This is a genomic window from Shewanella denitrificans OS217, from assembly GCF_000013765.1.
In the GTDB taxonomy this organism is placed as follows: Bacteria; Pseudomonadota; Gammaproteobacteria; order Enterobacterales; family Shewanellaceae; genus Shewanella; species Shewanella denitrificans.
Window position 1 is genome coordinate 3,822,251 of record NC_007954.1, and the last position, 16,926, is coordinate 3,839,176.

Here is a 16,926-nt window from a genome sequence, read left to right on the forward strand (position 1 = left end):
GATTGATGACGTAGAATTCATAAATTAGATAATCCTTACATTCATTTTTATCGAGGTATAGACATATGGCACTGATAGGTAAGCCAAAGCCGGATCCAACATTGGAGTGGTTTCTTTCACATTGTCACATACACAAATACCCTGCCAAGAGCACGCTTATCCATGCGGGTGAAGATTCAGATACCTTGTACTACATAGTTAAAGGTGGCGTTGCTGTCCTCATCAAAGATGAAGAAGGTAAGGAAATGATCTTATCTTACCTTAATCAAGGTGACTTCATTGGTGAACTGGGGTTATTTGAAGAACAGGCCGAACGCACAGCGTCTGTACGCGCTAAGCAAGCCTGTGAAATAGCCGAGATTTCCTACAAGAAATTCAAGCAACTCATCCAAGCAAACCCAGATATCTTAATGAAGTTAAGCTCACAGATGGCCCACCGCTTACACAGCACCAGCCAGAAAGTCGGTGACTTAGCCTTTTTAGATGTGGCAGGTCGAATAGCGCAAACCTTATTGCACCTTGCCAAGCTGCCCGATGCCATGACCCATCCCGATGGCATGCAAATTAAAATTACTCGCCAAGAAATTGGCCAAATTGTCGGCTGCTCTCGTGAGACAGTAGGACGCATTTTAAAGATGCTTGAAGAGCAAAACCTTATCCAAGCACATGGCAAAACCATGGTGGTTTACGGCACTCGCTAACCCTTCCACGCAAAAATATTATAAAAAAAATGGCAATGAACACGAGCTCATTGCCATTTTTATTGTGTCTAGCAGGCGGTTAAATACTTAACCCTGGGCTCAAGCTGGCTGGCATGCTGACACTGTCAGCTTCCATTGAAGCAACAGGATAAGCACAATAATCAGCGGCATAGAAGGCGCTGGCTCTGTGATTACCAGATGCACCAACACCGCCGAAAGGCGCTGCGCCTGATGCGCCAGTGATCTGCTTATTCCAGTTAACAATACCGGCACGAATACGGGCTAAGAAGTAATCGTAATCATCACGGTTGTCGGCCAACAGGCCTGCTGATAGACCGTAACGCGTGGCATTAGCAAGGCGAATAGCCTCATCAAAATCTGTGTAACGCACTAATTGAAGTAGTGGTCCGAAGTATTCTTCATCCGGAAGCTCAGCGATTTGAGTCACATCGATAAGCCCAGGAGACACAAGGCCTGTACCCGCTTCAACTTGAGCAAGCTCAACCAAGGACACGCCGCCCAATGCTTGCAGAGTCGCTTGCGCCGCAACCATGCCGCGAGCCGCAGTTTCAGAGATCATAGAGCCCATAAAGGGTTGTGGCTGGCTGTTCCACGCTCCCACTTGAATATTGTTAACCGCAGTAATTAACTGGGCAATTAACTCATCTCCCGCCGCGCCTTGTTCAATGTAAAGGCGACGAGCGCAGGTACAGCGTTGACCCGATGAAATATAAGCCGACTGTATGATGTCATGCACAGCAGCTTTGGTGTCACTGACACCCTTAACAATAAGCGGGTTATTACCGCCCATCTCTAGTGCTAAAATTTTACCTGGGTGACCGGCGTACTGCTGATGCAGAATATGACCTGTGCGTGAGCTACCAGTAAAGAATAAGCCATCGATCTGTGGGTGTGACGCTAATGCCTTGCCGGTTTCAACTTCACCTTGAACTAAGTTAATCACGCCCTTAGGCAGACCCGCTTTGTCCCACAACTTAAGCATTTCTTCGGCCACTTTTGGCGTAAGCTCAGACGGCTTAAATACCACGGTATTCCCCGCAAGCAAGGCTGGCACTATATGCCCATTAGGTAAGTGACCTGGGAAGTTATAAGGGCCAAATACTGCCACCACACCATGAGGTTTGTGACGCAGTACAGCACGGCCTGCCGCTAACTCATTAGTTTCTGTGCCAGTGCGCTTATCGTGTGCTGCTGCAGATAAGGCTATCTTGCCTATCATGGCGCCGACTTCGGTGGCGGTTTCCCACTGAGGCTTACCGGTTTCTTGGGCTATCACTTCGGCTAATTGTGCCTTATTGGCCTCAAGCTCACTGCGATAGGCTTCGACTATGGATAAACGGGCTTCAAACCCCAGCATAAACCAATCAAATTGAGCCGCTCTTGCAGCGTCTACCGCTTGATTCACTTGATCGGCAGTCGCCGTTACGCCATTCCAAATGCTTTGCCCTGTCGCAGGGTTAATTGAGCTGACCTGGTGGCCAAGGCCAGCAAACCACTGACCATTAATATATTGAGTCATGTTAATTCCTTACATTGCTAGAACGCGAAGTTGGTCGCCTTCATTTAGCTTCATCATTGTGGCGATCTTTTGGCTTATCACCACACTGTCTTGACCGTCTTTGAGTGACAATTTCGCTTGAGAGGCTCGGTAATCTGCCAATAAGGTGTTAGCGATAATAAAGTGATCATCAGATTTAGGCATGGTGCCAATTTCAACTGTCACTAAACGGCTACGTTTCACAGCACGAATGTCCCGCAGGGCACATTCCACAGTCGGGCCGGCATCGAAAATATCCACATAGTTGCGAAATTTAAAGCCTTCGGCCTGTAATAATCTCAGCGCTGGACGAGTACTCTTGTGTACTTCCCCTATGACTTTCTGAGCTTTTTTAGGCAACAAGCTGACATACACTGGGCTTCTTGGCATCATCTGCGCCATAAAGGTTTTTTTGCCAAGGCCAGATAAATAATCGGCTTCAACAAAATCTATGCCTAGAAAGTGTTTCTGTAACCACTCATAAAATGGCGAGTCGCCATTCTCATCACTGACACCACGCATTTCTGCAATGACAGTTTCGCCAAAGCGCTCAGCATGTTGAGCTAAAAACAGGAAACGCGACCGTGACAACATGCGGCCGTTATTGTCTTTGCGATAGTCTTTATTTAAAAACAAGGTACACAGCTCGGCGGCGCCAGTGTAATCGTGGCATAAGGTTAAGGTTTCAATTTCATTGCGCACCGAAATCTGCTGCGAATGATACACCTCAGTACCTAAACGATAATGGTAGAAAGCATCTTCCATGCCCACTGCCGCTTCTATGCCACAAGTACCGACAACCTGACCGGTTTTAGTGTCTTCTAGCACCATCAGATAGCCTTCATCGAAAGGCTTATCTATGTGCTTATTGAATGATGCCTCAGCACGGGCTATTTTCGATTTTAATAGCTCTTCATTAACTGGCAATGAGGTAAACCCATGCCCAGAATCTATGGCCACTTGGTAGAGTGCATCATAATCTTGGGCACAAATTGGACGTATGACTAACATCAATTTCTCCTTCATGTCACCCACAAACAAAGGGACTCAAGGGCCCCTTTTATTTGTTAAGCATACAAAAAAAAGTGCAGCCTAAGCCACACTCTCTTTTTCATTAGCCAGCGACTACTCTTGCAACCGCGCGCTCAAAACGAGCTAAACCTTCGGCAATATCAGCCTCTGGGATCACTAACGAAGGAGTGAATCGAACCACATCAGCACCCGCCACTAAACTCATTAGCCCTTCAGCGACACTGGCCATTAGAAAGTCACGGCTGCGGCCTTTGTAAGTGTCGTTTAACACGGCGCCAAGCAATAAGCCTTTGCCGCGCACTTCAGAAAATACTTGATATTTAGCATTGATTGTCGCAAGTCCGTCACGGAAAAGCTGCTCACGGTGTTTAACACCGGCTAACACTTCCTTAGTATTCACTACATCTAACACAGCATTACCGATAGCACAGGCCAAAGGGTTGCCACCATAAGTAGAACCATGAGTGCCGACTTTTAGATGAGCAGCAACTTTAGCCGTAGTTAACATAGCCGCGATTGGGAAACCGCCGCCTAAGGCTTTAGCGCTAGTTAAAATATCTGGCACTATATCAGTTGCCATATAAGCGAATAAATCGCCAGTACGACCGACACCCGTTTGTACTTCATCAAAAATCACTAAGGCATCGTGTTTATCAGCCAAGGCGCGAACCGCTTTTAAAAACTCTGGGTCGCCATTGATAATGCCGCCTTCGCCTTGTAATGGTTCCAACATAATGGCGCAGGTCTTGTCTGATATTACAGCTTCTAAGGCCTTAATATCATTGAACGGCACATGGGTAATGCTTTGAGGCTTAGGACCAAACCCATCAGAGTAAGCCGCTTGACCACCGACAGTCACAGTGAAGAAAGTACGGCCGTGGAAGGCTTTATCGAAGGCGATAATTTGATCTTTGTCAGCGCCATGATTTTCTAGGGCATAACGGCGGGCAAGTTTAAGTGCCGCTTCGTTGGCTTCTGCACCTGAGTTAGCAAAATAGACGCGCTCGGCAAATGTTGCATTGACTAGTTTGGTTGCTAATTCAAGTGCGGGCTCGTTAGTCATTACATTAGACAAATGCCACAGCTTTTCGCCTTGAGTTTTGAGTGCACCAACTAGGGCTGGATGACAATGACCTAAGCAGTTAACCGCAATACCGCCGGCAAAATCGACAAATTCAGTGCCTTCTTGGTCCCACACTCGGCTACCTTCACCACGTACAGGGATCACGGTAGAGGGTGCATAGTTAGGCACCATTACTTCATCAAACTGGGCACGATTTAGTTTCATTTCAACGCTCATTGGATTTCATCCTTTATTGTTTTCGGCAGTGATTAAGCTGCATATTCCGCATTTGATCATTATTAGTGTTAGTAATTGAGCGGATTCTTGTATTGCATTGGGTTATTATTAGCAAAATGTGATCAAAATACCAGTTAATCACAGCGTCACTATTCAGTTGACGCTAATATTCTGCATATAAATTGAATAATATGCACTTTAAACCCATTATTTGGCAGGTTTAATGACATAAATAGTCATAAAAAAGATATTTCAGTCTTTTTTGGGTCTTAAGGTCGTAAAAGTGAATAAATAGCCATAACAGCTAGAATAAAAAACCGTCTCAAGGCTTTGACTTAAAATAAATCCAACTTGCGGAAGTTAAGGCCTTTCAGGCAAGCAAGCTCATCTTGAGAAAACTCATAATAATCAAACATTACTCGTTTTTCCTGATGTTCAATCAACTTAAGCTCTTCTAATAAATACACCTTAGCATAGCAACTGGCTTTGGCCACTATGGCCGCTTCTGGCGATAGTTCACTAAAGTGATATTCAACATCCAATTCCTTTAATACCTGCGTTATCGGACTATCATCAAAAGATTGTAAACTCAGCAATTGCCAGCTGTATTTTTGCCCATGGTGCATCACCTGGTTAAAAATCTCATTGGCCGGAAACTCAGTGGCCAAAATAGCATCATAAACTTCTTTATCGCGACTGTGACTGGCCTCTTGCAGCCAGGTTCGCCAATGCTTTTCAAACATGCGTGCGCCGCAATTTAACACCACTGCACTACCGAGTTGATTCAATAAGGCGCAGGTATAAACCAAGCTGACATTCTTTGAGTGCAATTGCCCTAATGCTTTCGCAGCGATGGCGCTGATAATGCTGTAACGCCACAATTTACGTGCAGCCCACAGCACATTGGCATTGCCCGAAGGTAGCCAGTGACGTAAGCAAAAATAAGGCACTAATAAGCGAAGATTTTCGACGCCAACATAATTGAGTATGAGTTTAAGATCGCTCACTTGTATATTGCCGCGGTTGGTTCTTCTATGACGAGATGACGGGCTGTTGATCATCGCCGTAAGCTCACTCACTAACCAACTTGAGTCATCGATAAGTGGACGCAAACGGGCAAGGTTGACTTCTTTTGCCGCGAGCAAGTCCAGCAATAACAGTTGCGTTTGACTGATCCCCGAAAGGCCTGATACTTTTTCGGGCCAACTTAACTGATGCTCAATATCTTTACTGACGGCATGGGACAGTTGCTCTGAGATAGCTTGGTACAAGGCTTTGGCCTTAAGCTGTTTATCCAGCCTCAGCTTGATTGCAGCACGTTCAATCTCAAGCTTATTGGCGGCATCATCAAGCAAAGTATCGAGTTCATCCTCCATCTTAACTGCGGCCTTTTTACCGACGAGCAGTTGCAGATAGAGTCTATATTCTACCTCGATAATTTTGCCCGGCTTAACGCCTCCTGCAACGGATATCGCCACTTATATTCGCCCCTTAGCGTGCTAATGTATTTAACCGACAATGCTGATAAGTCTATGCAATAAAGACAGAAAAGGCTCCTTTTTAGAAGCCTTTTCTGTTACCTACCAATCCATTGGCTATTTTTTGCACTCACTTTAGCAGTTGTACTATTTAAGTTCCTGCTCAAACAGTTTATAGATGCGGCGATATTCATCTAACCAGCTTGAAGGCTGCTTAAAACCATGAGGCTCAACGGGATAAATTGCCGTTTCAAACATAGGCTTTTCAAGCTCAATTAAACGCTGCACTAGACGTACACTGTCTTGAAAAAAGACATTATCATCTAATACGCCACTCATGATGAGTAGCGGCTTTTGTAGTCCTTGTGCGTGCTCAATGGGTGAACTGCGTTCATAAGCAATGGGGTCATCATCAGGGGTATTGAGAATGTTGGAAGTGTAGCCCGCATTATAGTGCGCCCAATCCGTCACCGGCCTAAGTGCGGCGCCTGCTTGAAATAACTCAGGCTCGTTAAATAATGCCATGAAAGTTAAGAAGCCGCCGTAAGACCCGCCATAAGTGCCAACCTTATTAACATCAACATTGGCATTACTTACCATCCAGCTCACACCGTCTTTTAAATCTTCTACTTCAGGATGGCCCATGTTGCGATAGATGGCGGTACGCCAATCTCTGCCATACCCTTTGGAGCCGCGATAATCCATGTCCATCACCACATAACCTTGCTGGGCCAATAGATTGTGGAACATAAATTCGCGGAAATAGCCGGAAAAACCATAATGGGCATTTTGCAGGTATCCTGCACCATGGTTAAAGATGACTGCTGGGTATTTATTGGCTTGGGTCGCATCAAAGCCTTCGGGTAAATAGACTCTTGCATGCACTACACCAGCACCATGATGGGAAGGCACGGCAATAATTTGCGGCGCCTGCCAAGGATATTCTTTAAATGCTGCACTGGTATAATCAGTAAGGGCTAACAGCTCACCCCCTATTGGCTGAATGTACAATTCATTAGGCTTAGTCAAACTTGAAGCCGTTAGCAATAAAGATTGATTATCAGGGCTTAAACTGTACTGTAAATCGCCTTGCCAATCTGTGAGTTGCTCACTCTTGCCTGTGGCTACGTCCACCCGATACACATTATATATCCCAGGATGAACCTTATTGGCACGATAATACAGATACTTACCATCCGCCGATAACTGTACATCATTGACCACGAATCGACCTTGAGTTAATGCCATTGCCTTGTCAGTGCTAGCTTTGACATAAAGCTGAGAATAACCCGACTCTTCAGATAGATAATAAAATTTATCCCCCCTTGGTAGCCAACCGAATTGGTTATAGTCATAGTTTACCCAAGCGTCATCATGCAGCCTGTGCTCAGTGACAAGTTTGCCTTTATTCAGGTCGACGCGAGCCAGCCAGCGATCTTTATTATCCACTGACTCGAGCAGCACCAATAAATCTGTGCCAGCATCATTCCATTGAATAGCGCTTTGGCCCCAGCCCCAGTCTTGCATTAGCTGGACTTTACGAAGCTGTTTCTCACTCTTATAGCGCTCGCCTTTGGCTTTAGCGTTCTCAGTTTTTACGCTGGCCAGTACGTCTTCATCGAACCCGATAAGCCCCTCTATGGTGATATCTTTTTTCGTGTGTGTCTCTAAATCTAACAACACCAAACGCTCACCTGGGGGATTATCTTCAGCCACTCGCGCCCTTGCAGGTACTGCATCAACATAACCCTCTTTACCTAAATAGTTAGGCATGATGTCATGCTCGCTACGCCAGTCGTAATCTTTATCCACTAAGGATAGCAAGAGGTAGCGGCCACTTGGCGACAGACTCAGCTCCGATACCACTTCCGCTCCACCTAGATACCATATCTTGTTGGCAAAGCTAGGGTCTTGCTCCCTTAGACTCTTACGATTGGCTTGCCTGTCTTTAGCCTTGTTGTGCTCTTTAGCGACATATTGGATTAATCTGTGCTGCTGCTTAGCAATATAACTTGTAGGCTCATTGACAGCTTTTGGGGCATCACTCATGACTATGGCGGCAATTTGCTCTATCAAGCCTGTATCTTGATGCAGGCGGTAAACATTATCCCCTTGCCAATAGGCGAGATCGCCATTAGTTAACCAACGCACTCCATTGATGGCGTCGTTTTGGCGGGTTAATTGCTTAATTTCACTAGAACGTACATCTTTTACAAAAACATTACCTTGATATAAATAGGCTTTTTTATCTTTAGTGTGATTAAGTTCGCCACCTTTTTGATCGGCTAAATGGAGCTTAGCTAACGGGATCTCATTGGCTTTGTTGCTATTCAAGGCCTGCTGATAAAGCTGCCCTATGGCCGCTTCACTGCCTTGGCGGTTAAAATACACAGATTGGCTATCATCACTCCAATAGGCACCTTGGGCTGCAATTCCCATCCAATCAGGATTGGCCATGATTTGATTTAATGTAAGCTGAGTGGACACCTGCGGTGGGCTAGCAAGTGGCACAAGAATGGGGGTGTTTACACTATCTATGACTTGGGACTGCTCTGGTGTTGCAGTGAGGCTACAGCTGCTGACCATAGCAATAGACAGCGTGCTTAAAGTGACATTTCTGATAAAACGCTTCATGGAGCATCCCTTTTTTATTAGTTTTGCTTTAAAAAATTAGCCAGCAACTCGTGGCCTTGTAGGGTTAAAATTGATTCGGGATGAAATTGCACCCCATAGAGTTTAAGTTTTGCATGGCTCATGGCCATAATTTCTCGCCCATGTACCGGGTCATCATACCAAGCATCGAGCACAAAACCCTCGGGCAAGTCATCGACGATTAATGAATGATAACGGGTGACTTGTAGCGGCAGACTCAAGGCCTCGAACAAGCCTTTGCCTTGATGGGTTATCATACTTGTCTTGCCATGCATCACCCGCTTGGCGCGGATAACCTTAGCACCGAAGACTTGTGCTATGGCTTGATGCCCAAGACACACACCTAAAATAGGTAACTTGCCCGCGAAATACTCAATAGCCTCCAGTGAAACGCCAGCTTCATCAGGACTGCAAGGCCCTGGGGAAATAACCAGATGTGTGGGCTTCAAGTCACTTATGTCTTCAATGCTGATTTCATCATTGCGCTTCACTAGGATTTCTTGTCCCAGCTGCTGGAAATACTGCACCAAGTTGAAGGTAAAAGAATCATAGTTATCTATCATTAACAGCATTGACGCTCCGACATCAAGCAGCCTAAAGTGATTAAGGCTTATGATATAAAAAAACCAGTCAATTGACTGGTTTTTATTTTGCGAAACCTTAACTTATTTAACTAAAGTCAAATGGCTTGGACGCTTGGTTGTTTCAGAAGTCTTTTTTGCTTCATCTGATTTGGTATCTTTTACACCGGACAAGGCTGGTGCCACTGAAGAAAGTTGATCTAAGTCACTTTCAATCATGTAAGCATCCTCCATGTCGAACACTGTGCCAGCGCCATTTTCACGGGCGTAGATAGCCACTATGGCCGCTAATGGGACAACCACTTGTTGTGGCACCCCGCCAAAGCGAGCATTAAATTCAACAAAATCATTACCTATGTGTAAATTAGCCACGGCACCTTCGGCTATGTTCAGAACGATTTGACCGTCCTTCACAAATTGCTGAGGTACTTGAGTCCCTTTTACAAAGGCATCCACAACCACATGCGGCGTTAAGTGGTTGTCCATCAACCACTCATAATAAGCACGCAACAAATATGGACGATTAGCAGTAATAGCAGTCATTACATGCCCATGCGCATTTCGCGCTCAGCCTCTGTTAACGATGCTTTAAATGACTCGCGTTCAAAAATTCGCGTCATATAAGCATTGATATCTTTAGAGGTGCGGCTATCTAAGTTGATACCCAATACAGGCAAACGCCACAATAATGGGCCAAGATAGCAATCGGTTAAACCGAATTCTTCGCTCATGAAATACGGCATTTCAGCAAAAACCGGCCCTAAAGCCACTAAGCTTTCAGTCAATTCTTTACGTGCAGCTTCGGCCTTTTCACCCTTGCGAATGCGTTCGACCAAAGTGTACCAGTCAGAATCGATGCGGTGCATCATTAAGCGGCTTTGACCACGAGAAACTGGATATACAGGCATCAATGGCGGATGAGGAAAACGCTCATCTAAATATTCCATTATGATACGCGACTCATACAAAACTAATTCGCGGTCTACCAAGGTAGGCACAGAGTTGTATGGATTTACTTCCAGTAAATCTTCAGGGTTTTCGCTAGGGTCAACCTGCAATACATCGACAGTGACTCCTTTTTCAGCCAGTACGATACGTACTTGATGACTATATAAATCATCGGCACCGGAAAACAGTGTCATGATAGAGCGTTTGTTGGCAGCAACAGCCATTGATACCCTCCAGAGTCGTAAAAAACAAAACAAACGAGGGGCTAAGCCCCCCGTTTACAGTATGCGGATAATGTATTTTACCCGTTATTGATGGCTAGTGCACATCTTTCCAGTATTCTTTCTTCAACAAGTAAGCAATGATGAAGAAAATAAACAGGAATCCAAGCACCCACACACCCATAGCCTTGCGTTCAAGCTTCACAGGCTCAGCCGAATAAACCAAGAAACCCGTGATATCACGTACTGCTTGATCGTATTCTTCAGCGGTTAACTTGCCACCTGAAACTACAAAGGTGCCGTCTTCTTGCTTAACGGCTAAGCCTTGCAAGTCTTCAAGCACGTGCGGCATACCCACCAAAGGGAATACTGTATTATTCACTCCAAAAGGACGGCTCTCATCTTTATAGAAGCCCTTAAGGTATGAGTAAACCCAGTCTTCACCACGAACGCGAGCAACCAAAGTCAAATCCGGTGGTGCTGCGCCAAACCAGTTGGCAGCATCCGCTGTAGGAATGGCATTTTCCATTAGTTCACCAATTTTAGCATCGGTAAACATATAGTTTTTGCGCATTTCATCAGCAGGAATGTTCAAGTCTGTGGCCACGCGCTCATATCTTTGATACTGAGTGCTGTGACAACCAGAACAATAGTTCTGGAACAGTCCTAAACCGCGTTGCAATGATTCAGTGTCGTGTAAGTCGACATTGGCATCTTCTAAGTGAACGTTGCCGCCAGCAGCCATAGCTAAGCTTGGTAACAGAGTCACTAAAGCAATAAGTAGTTTTTTCATTAATGTGTCAACCTCGCTGGAACTTGCTTAGTTTGTTCATTCTTACTGTAAATCCATAACAATAGGAAGAAGGCAAAATAAGTCACAGTGAACACACGTGCAGCGATAGTTAGCTCAGGTGTTGCAGGTACGGCACCTAAATAACCTAGCACAATGAATGACACGGCAAATTGACCTATGTTCAACTTGTGAGTCAGGCTACGGTAACGAACCGATTTCACTTTACAACGATCGAGCCAAGGCAATACGAATAACACTGCAATCGACAAGCCCATTGCCACCACACCTAATAATTTATCAGGGATAGCACGTAAAATGGCGTAGAAAGGTGTGAAGTACCAAACTGGCGCTATGTGTTCAGGAGTCTTCATCGGGTTAGCCGCTTCAAAGTTAGGGCCTTCCAAGAAATAACCACCGCCTTCTGGAATGAAGAACAACACATAACAGAAGAAAATCAAGAAACCAGCTACACCCATGATGTCTTTAACTGTGTAATAAGGGTGGAATGGTACTGCATCTAAAGGCCAGCCATTTTCGTCCTTATTCTTCTTAATCTCGATACCGTCTGGGTTATTTGAACCCACTTCGTGCAATGCCACCAAGTGCAAGAACACCAGTACTACTAATACCAATGGCAGTGCGATAACGTGCAAGGCAAAGAAACGGTTTAAGGTAGCGCCTGAAATAACATAGTCACCACGGATCCACAGTGTTAGGTCATCACCAATAATAGGGATAGCACCAAACAAGGAGATGATAACCTGCGCGCCCCAATAGGACATTTGGCCCCATGGTAGCAAGTAGCCCATAAAGGCTTCTGCCATTAACACGAGGAAAATCAACATACCAAATAGCCATAACAGCTCACGTGGTTTCTGATATGAACCGTAGATTAAACCACGGAACATATGCAAATAAATCACCACGAAGAATGCTGAAGCACCGGTGGAGTGCATATAACGCAGCAACCAGCCGTATTCAACATCACGCATTATGTATTCAACAGAAGCAAAAGCACCCTCTGCAGAAGGGATATAGTTCATGGTTAACCAGATACCTGTGAGTAGCTGGTTTACCAGTACTAACATGGCTAGTGAGCCAAAGAAGTACCAGAAGTTGAAGTTAGTTGGCGTCGCATATTGACCAACGTGGCGATTATACGTCGCCGTCATTGGAATACGTTCGTCAATCCAATCAATTAAACCTTTAATCATTATGCCGCTCCTTGGTCTACACCTATGATGACTAAGCCATCACTGATGTACTGATGCGGGGGGATCACTAAGTTCAACGGTGCCGGAACACCTGAGAACACGCGTCCAGCCATATCAAATTTTGAACCATGACATGGGCAGAAGAAGCCAGAGGTGATCCCTTGTACTTGTTCGCCAAAGGTATCTGGCAAATAAGTCGGTGAACAACCTAGGTGAGTACAAATGCCAACGGCAATGAAATACTCAGGCTTAATTGAACGCACAGCATTGCTTGCATAAGCAGGCTGCTGTAATTCTTCAGAGTTAGGATCACGTAATTGGTCATTCAAAGAAGGCAATTGATTTAGCACTTCTTCAGTACGACGGACAATCCATACAGGTTTGCCACGCCATTCGACGCGAATTAGCTGACCTGGCTCTACTTTACTGATATTTACTTCGACCGGTGCACCTGCAGCTTTCGCTTTGGCACTCGGATTCCATGACTTGATGAAAGGAACCGCTACAGCGACGGCACCAGCACCACCTACTACGGCGGTTGCGGCTGTCAGGAATCTGCGACGTCCGGTATCGACTGGCGCATTGCTCATCCACTTATCTCCCAGAGGGTGTTGGAATTTTTATAGTTCAATATTTTAGCGGCTTTAGGATCACTAAAAGCTAAAATCTTAGTTTGAGGCGGTGCTCATTATAGCTAAAAACTAGAAGCAGATCATAGAGAAAACACACAAGTAAGTTAAGGATATTGCTAATAATGTGCGATTTAAGATATGCCAACAGCTCAAAATCGCCATTACAATCATTAAATACCATCAAAAACAAAAATCAACACATTGAATTTAAAGGCATTAAGTCAAAAGACAGCCTGCTAAATAACTTTTTTACTAACTTGATGACTTAGTCACAAAAAAACCTTGTTTGGATTAAATTTATTTACTTATGAATAAACTTTATTCAGCTTAGCAAGCAGATACAAAAAAGCCCGACGAGTCGGGCTTTTGATTTAAGCTTAAAATAGCTTAAGCGGCTAACACGGCAAACTTAGTTGCCTTTGCCAGTCACTGATTTCATGTATTTAAAGAAATCACTATCAGGCTCGAGCACCATGATGTCATTGTTGCCAGCAAAGCTTTCTTTGTAAGCCTCTAAACTACGTAAGAAGCTGTAAAACTCAGCATCCTTACTGTAAGCATCGGCATAAATCTTAGCCGCTAATGCATCACCTTCACCACGAACAGTCAGCGCTTTACGCTCAGCTTCAGCAATTTTTACTGTCACATTAGCGTCTATAGTGGCGCGAATGATTTCAGACTGCTCTTTACCTTGCGCTCTATGCTCTTTTGCCACGGCTTGACGCTCGGCGCGCATACGCTGATAAATACTGTTGCTGACGTTAGCCGGTAAGTTAATTTGCTTAACACGCACATCAACCACTTCAATGCCTAAGTCTTTCGCACTTTCAGAGGCATTCTCTAAGGCATCAGTCTGTAGCTCATCACGCTTGCCAGAAACAATTTCCTTAATGGTACGGCGACCAAACTCAGTGCGTAAGTCGTTGTTGATTTTGCGCTGCAGCAAGCTTTCTGCATTGGCTTTAATACCGCCGTTAGTCGACAGGTAATATTTTTCAAAATCACGGATACGCCATTTCACATAAGAGTCGACCATTAAATCTTTTTTCTCTGATGTCACGAAGCGGTCAGCGGCGCCATCTAAGGTCTGAATTCGCGCATCTAAATGACGAATTTTGTCTATCGCTGGAATTTTAAAATGTAAGCCTGGAGACACCACACGGGTGACTTCCTTGCCATCAACGTCATCTTTAAGCACTTTACCAAAGCGAGAAACAATAGCGCGTTCGCCTTCGCTTACCACAAAAACAGACGATAAGCTTAAACCTAAAACAGCGACTAATATCACTAATCCAAATCTACCCATGGATTACTCCCTCCCTTGGCGAGTACGAGCTTCGCGAGGCATACGCCCGTCTAAGCTCATGCTATTACTAGAGTTTGAACTGTTAACACCACTAGATAAAGAATTTACATGGGTGTCAACTTTAGCGCTATTAGGCCGAGTTTTTGATCCTTGATTCATCATCTTATCTAAAGGTAGATACATCATGTTGCCACTATTTTTAGTGTCTATGAGTACCTTATTCGTATCAGCGAATACTGACTGCATCGCATCTATGTATAAACGATTACGAGTCACTTCAGGTGCAGCCTTGTATTCAGGGAGCAGTTTCTCAAAGCGAGCCACTTTACCTCGGGCCTCTAACACTTCACGCTGTTTATACGCGCTTGCCTGCTGAAACATACGCTGCACTTCACCACGAGCCTTAGGTTCTATTTCACGGGCATAAGCTTCGGCTTCACGAATGAAACGCTGTTCATCTTCTTGAGCTGAAATCGCATCATCGAACGCATCTTTCACTTCTTCTGGTGGACGCGCCGGTAAGAAGTTGACGTCGACAATCACTAAGCCTAACTTGTAAGGTTCAAGAATAAGTTCAAGTTCCTTCCAAGTATCGCGGCGAATAGCATCACGACCAGTGGTCAAGATGTCATCCATGCGATTGTGGCCCACAACGTAACGTAGGGCACTGTCGGTGGCTTCACGTAAGCTCTCATTGGCATCGACCGCGCTGAATAAGTACTCATACGCATTTAGCACACGGTATTGAATATCTAATTCGACTTTAACGACGTTTTCATCTGAGGTTAACATGCTGCCAGAAGCAGGGACGGAACGCACAGTCTCAACATCGACAGGGTACACTTTATCGATGAAGGTGGCTTTCCAATGTAGACCAGGGCCCACTTCTTCTTGGAACTGCCCGAAACGCAACATCACGCCGCGCTCAGCTTCCTTAATGGTATAAAGACCTGATGCGGCCCAAACAACCAAAGCGATAACCGCAAAAATGACAAAGCCTGCGGTGCTAAATGAGGCGCCTGAGCCACCATCACCTTTGCCACCGCCGCCAAATCGCTTCGATAAGTTACGAAACACCTCGTCTAAATCCGGTGGTCCTTTATCGTTGTTACTTTTATTTCCCCAAGGGTCTTTACCCTTGTTACCGGGCTCATTCCAAGCCATTTAGCACTCCATAAGTGGATGAAATAATGATATTACAAAATAACGTCAGTTTCTGATGCTTCAAAAACAAACGTCTCTAATTCGCCTTGGCTCTGCTTAATCATGCGGCGCCAATCGGCATCCAGTAAACGTATCTTCACAATACAATTACCTAAATCGTCGTAATCTTTATGCTCAATGACATCGAGCTTGTACATTTGGCCAATATAATGACCACCAGTAGCAGGCACTTTCAAGGTCAACTCAAGCACGATATTACCGACTAACTCAGTGATAGCTTGCAGCAGTAAATCGAAACCTTGGCCTTTTTGAGCCGAGAGCCACACTCGCTCTGGGGTACCATCTTCTGCGTAATCGATACGCGGTGCAAAATCTTCCAACAAATCGATTTTGTTGCACACCACAAGTTGTGGTATTTCATCAGCATCGATTTCTTTAAGCACATCCTGAACTTGGTCGAAATTGTCTTGCATATTGTCATCGGCACAATCGACGATATGCAGCAATAACTCGGCCTGACGCGTCTCCTGCAGCGTGGCCTTAAAGGCAGCAACAAGATCGTGGGGCAAATGACGAATGAAGCCCACGGTATCGGCTAAAATCACGGCGCCATCGGGCAAGTCTAGCTTGCGTAGTGTTGGATCTAAGGTGGCAAACAATTGGTCTGCCGCATACACATCTGAACTGGTTAACCCGTTAAATAAGGTCGACTTGCCCGCGTTGGTGTAACCCACCAAGGACACAGTGGCTAAGTCGCTGCGCTTACGGGATCTGCGGCTTTGCTCACGCTGCTTGTCAACTTTATCGAGGCGGCGATTAATATTCTTTATTCGCCCACGAAGTAGACGTCTGTCGGTTTCCAGCTGAGTTTCGCCTGGCCCCCGCATGCCAATACCGCCTTTTTGACGCTCAAGGTGAGTCCAACCACGAATAAGGCGCGTCGACATGTGGCGCAATTGCGCTAGCTCCACTTGTAACTTGCCTTCGTGAGTACGGGCTCTTTGCGCAAAAATATCTAAAATTAATGTGGTACGGTCTAATACCCTGCAATGGCACACCCGCTCGAGATTACGCTCTTGGGCTGGGCTTAATGCATGATTAAAAATCACCACTTTAGCTTCAGTAGCGGCAACCATGGCCGCCAGTTCTTCCGCTTTACCTGTACCGACAAAAAACTTACGGTCAGGTGCGCGGCGGCTACCAGTAATCACTCCCACGGAGCGAGCACCAGCAGATTCAACTAACAGCTGCAGTTCCACAAGATCTTCGCGACGTTCATCGTCGGAAAAATCGATATGGACCAGAACTGCGGTTTCTCCGGCCTCGTAACGATCAAACAAAAAGTG

15 protein-coding genes are annotated in these 16,926 nt (G+C 45.3%); 1 reads left to right on the plus strand and 14 read right to left on the minus strand.

Annotated features, from left to right (window positions below; all coding sequences use genetic code 11):
* The first annotated feature begins 65 nt into the window (after positions 1-65).
* Entirely contained in the window at positions 66-701 is a 636-nt protein-coding gene (gene crp, locus SDEN_RS16580; protein WP_011497611.1) for a cAMP-activated global transcriptional regulator CRP, read from the plus strand.
* Between the two features lie 79 nt (positions 702-780).
* On the opposite strand, the gene astD is transcribed toward crp, so the two are convergent.
* From astD to hflX, 14 genes are all read right to left on the minus strand, one after another.
* Positions 781-2,241 (minus strand): succinylglutamate-semialdehyde dehydrogenase, encoded by a 1,461-nt coding sequence (gene astD, locus SDEN_RS16585; protein ID WP_011497612.1) that lies wholly within the window; start codon positions 2,239-2,241, stop codon positions 781-783.
* A gap of 9 nt (positions 2,242-2,250) precedes the next feature.
* Positions 2,251-3,270 (minus strand): arginine N-succinyltransferase, encoded by a 1,020-nt coding sequence (gene astA, locus SDEN_RS16590; protein WP_011497613.1) that lies wholly within the window; start codon positions 3,268-3,270, stop codon positions 2,251-2,253.
* A gap of 103 nt (positions 3,271-3,373) precedes the next feature.
* On the minus strand, positions 3,374-4,591 hold the full coding sequence (locus tag SDEN_RS16595; RefSeq protein ID WP_011497614.1) for an aspartate aminotransferase family protein: 1,218 nt from the start codon (positions 4,589-4,591) through the stop codon (positions 3,374-3,376).
* Between the two features lie 335 nt (positions 4,592-4,926).
* A complete protein-coding gene (locus SDEN_RS16600) occupies positions 4,927-6,069 on the minus strand; it encodes an HDOD domain-containing protein (RefSeq protein WP_011497615.1) in 1,143 nt (380 codons plus the stop codon).
* 147 nt (positions 6,070-6,216) lie between these two features.
* A complete protein-coding gene (locus tag SDEN_RS16605; protein WP_011497616.1) occupies positions 6,217-8,703 on the minus strand; it encodes a S9 family peptidase in 2,487 nt (828 codons plus the stop codon).
* A 17-nt stretch (positions 8,704-8,720) separates the two neighbouring features.
* Complete coding sequence (locus tag SDEN_RS16610) at positions 8,721-9,293, minus strand: anthranilate synthase component II (protein ID WP_011497617.1); 573 nt, start codon at positions 9,291-9,293, stop codon at positions 8,721-8,723.
* Between the two features lie 93 nt (positions 9,294-9,386).
* Entirely contained in the window at positions 9,387-9,845 is a 459-nt protein-coding gene (locus SDEN_RS16615; RefSeq protein WP_011497618.1) for a ClpXP protease specificity-enhancing factor, read from the minus strand.
* On the minus strand, positions 9,845-10,474 hold the full coding sequence (gene sspA / locus SDEN_RS16620; protein WP_011497619.1) for a stringent starvation protein SspA: 630 nt from the start codon (positions 10,472-10,474) through the stop codon (positions 9,845-9,847). Before sspA ends, SDEN_RS16615 begins: the two co-directional genes overlap by 1 nt.
* A 94-nt stretch (positions 10,475-10,568) precedes the next feature.
* A complete protein-coding gene (locus SDEN_RS16625) occupies positions 10,569-11,264 on the minus strand; it encodes a cytochrome c1 (RefSeq protein WP_011497620.1) in 696 nt (231 codons plus the stop codon).
* Positions 11,264-12,478, minus strand: a complete 1,215-nt coding sequence (locus SDEN_RS16630) for a cytochrome b (protein WP_011497621.1) — start codon at positions 12,476-12,478, stop codon at positions 11,264-11,266. Before SDEN_RS16630 ends, SDEN_RS16625 begins: the two co-directional genes overlap by 1 nt.
* Positions 12,478-13,068 (minus strand): ubiquinol-cytochrome c reductase iron-sulfur subunit, encoded by a 591-nt coding sequence (gene petA / locus SDEN_RS16635; protein WP_011497622.1) that lies wholly within the window; start codon positions 13,066-13,068, stop codon positions 12,478-12,480. Before petA ends, SDEN_RS16630 begins: the two co-directional genes overlap by 1 nt.
* Before the next feature lie 451 nt (positions 13,069-13,519).
* Positions 13,520-14,416, minus strand: coding sequence for a protease modulator HflC (gene hflC / locus SDEN_RS16640; RefSeq protein WP_011497623.1), 897 nt, complete (start codon positions 14,414-14,416; stop codon positions 13,520-13,522).
* Positions 14,417-14,419: 3 nt separating this feature from the next.
* The gene (hflK, locus tag SDEN_RS16645) at positions 14,420-15,580 is read right to left on the minus strand and encodes an FtsH protease activity modulator HflK (protein WP_011497624.1); all 1,161 of its coding nucleotides are present in this window, start codon (positions 15,578-15,580) and stop codon (positions 14,420-14,422) included.
* A 32-nt stretch (positions 15,581-15,612) separates the two neighbouring features.
* The gene (gene hflX / locus SDEN_RS16650; protein ID WP_011497625.1) at positions 15,613-16,920 is read right to left on the minus strand and encodes a ribosome rescue GTPase HflX; all 1,308 of its coding nucleotides are present in this window, start codon (positions 16,918-16,920) and stop codon (positions 15,613-15,615) included.
* Positions 16,921-16,926: the final 6 nt, after the last annotated feature.

Excerpts from the sequence above, each read along its gene's own strand:
- crp (WP_011497611.1), top strand. The coding sequence starts at position 66 with ATGGCACTGATAGGTAAGCCAAAGCCGGATCCAACATTGGAGTGGTTT.
- astD (WP_011497612.1), bottom strand. The coding sequence starts at position 2,241 with ATGACTCAATATATTAATGGTCAGTGGTTTGCTGGCCTTGGCCACCAG.
- astA (WP_011497613.1), bottom strand. The coding sequence starts at position 3,270 with ATGTTAGTCATACGTCCAATTTGTGCCCAAGATTATGATGCACTCTAC.
- SDEN_RS16595 (WP_011497614.1), bottom strand. The coding sequence starts at position 4,591 with ATGAGCGTTGAAATGAAACTAAATCGTGCCCAGTTTGATGAAGTAATG.
- SDEN_RS16605 (WP_011497616.1), bottom strand. The coding sequence starts at position 8,703 with ATGAAGCGTTTTATCAGAAATGTCACTTTAAGCACGCTGTCTATTGCT.
- SDEN_RS16610 (WP_011497617.1), bottom strand. The coding sequence starts at position 9,293 with ATGCTGTTAATGATAGATAACTATGATTCTTTTACCTTCAACTTGGTG.
- SDEN_RS16615 (WP_011497618.1), bottom strand. The coding sequence starts at position 9,845 with ATGACTGCTATTACTGCTAATCGTCCATATTTGTTGCGTGCTTATTAT.
- sspA (WP_011497619.1), bottom strand. The coding sequence starts at position 10,474 with ATGGCTGTTGCTGCCAACAAACGCTCTATCATGACACTGTTTTCCGGT.
- SDEN_RS16625 (WP_011497620.1), bottom strand. The coding sequence starts at position 11,264 with ATGAAAAAACTACTTATTGCTTTAGTGACTCTGTTACCAAGCTTAGCT.
- SDEN_RS16630 (WP_011497621.1), bottom strand. The coding sequence starts at position 12,478 with ATGATTAAAGGTTTAATTGATTGGATTGACGAACGTATTCCAATGACG.
- petA (WP_011497622.1), bottom strand. The coding sequence starts at position 13,068 with ATGAGCAATGCGCCAGTCGATACCGGACGTCGCAGATTCCTGACAGCC.
- hflC (WP_011497623.1), bottom strand. The coding sequence starts at position 14,416 with ATGGGTAGATTTGGATTAGTGATATTAGTCGCTGTTTTAGGTTTAAGC.
- hflK (WP_011497624.1), bottom strand. The coding sequence starts at position 15,580 with ATGGCTTGGAATGAGCCCGGTAACAAGGGTAAAGACCCTTGGGGAAAT.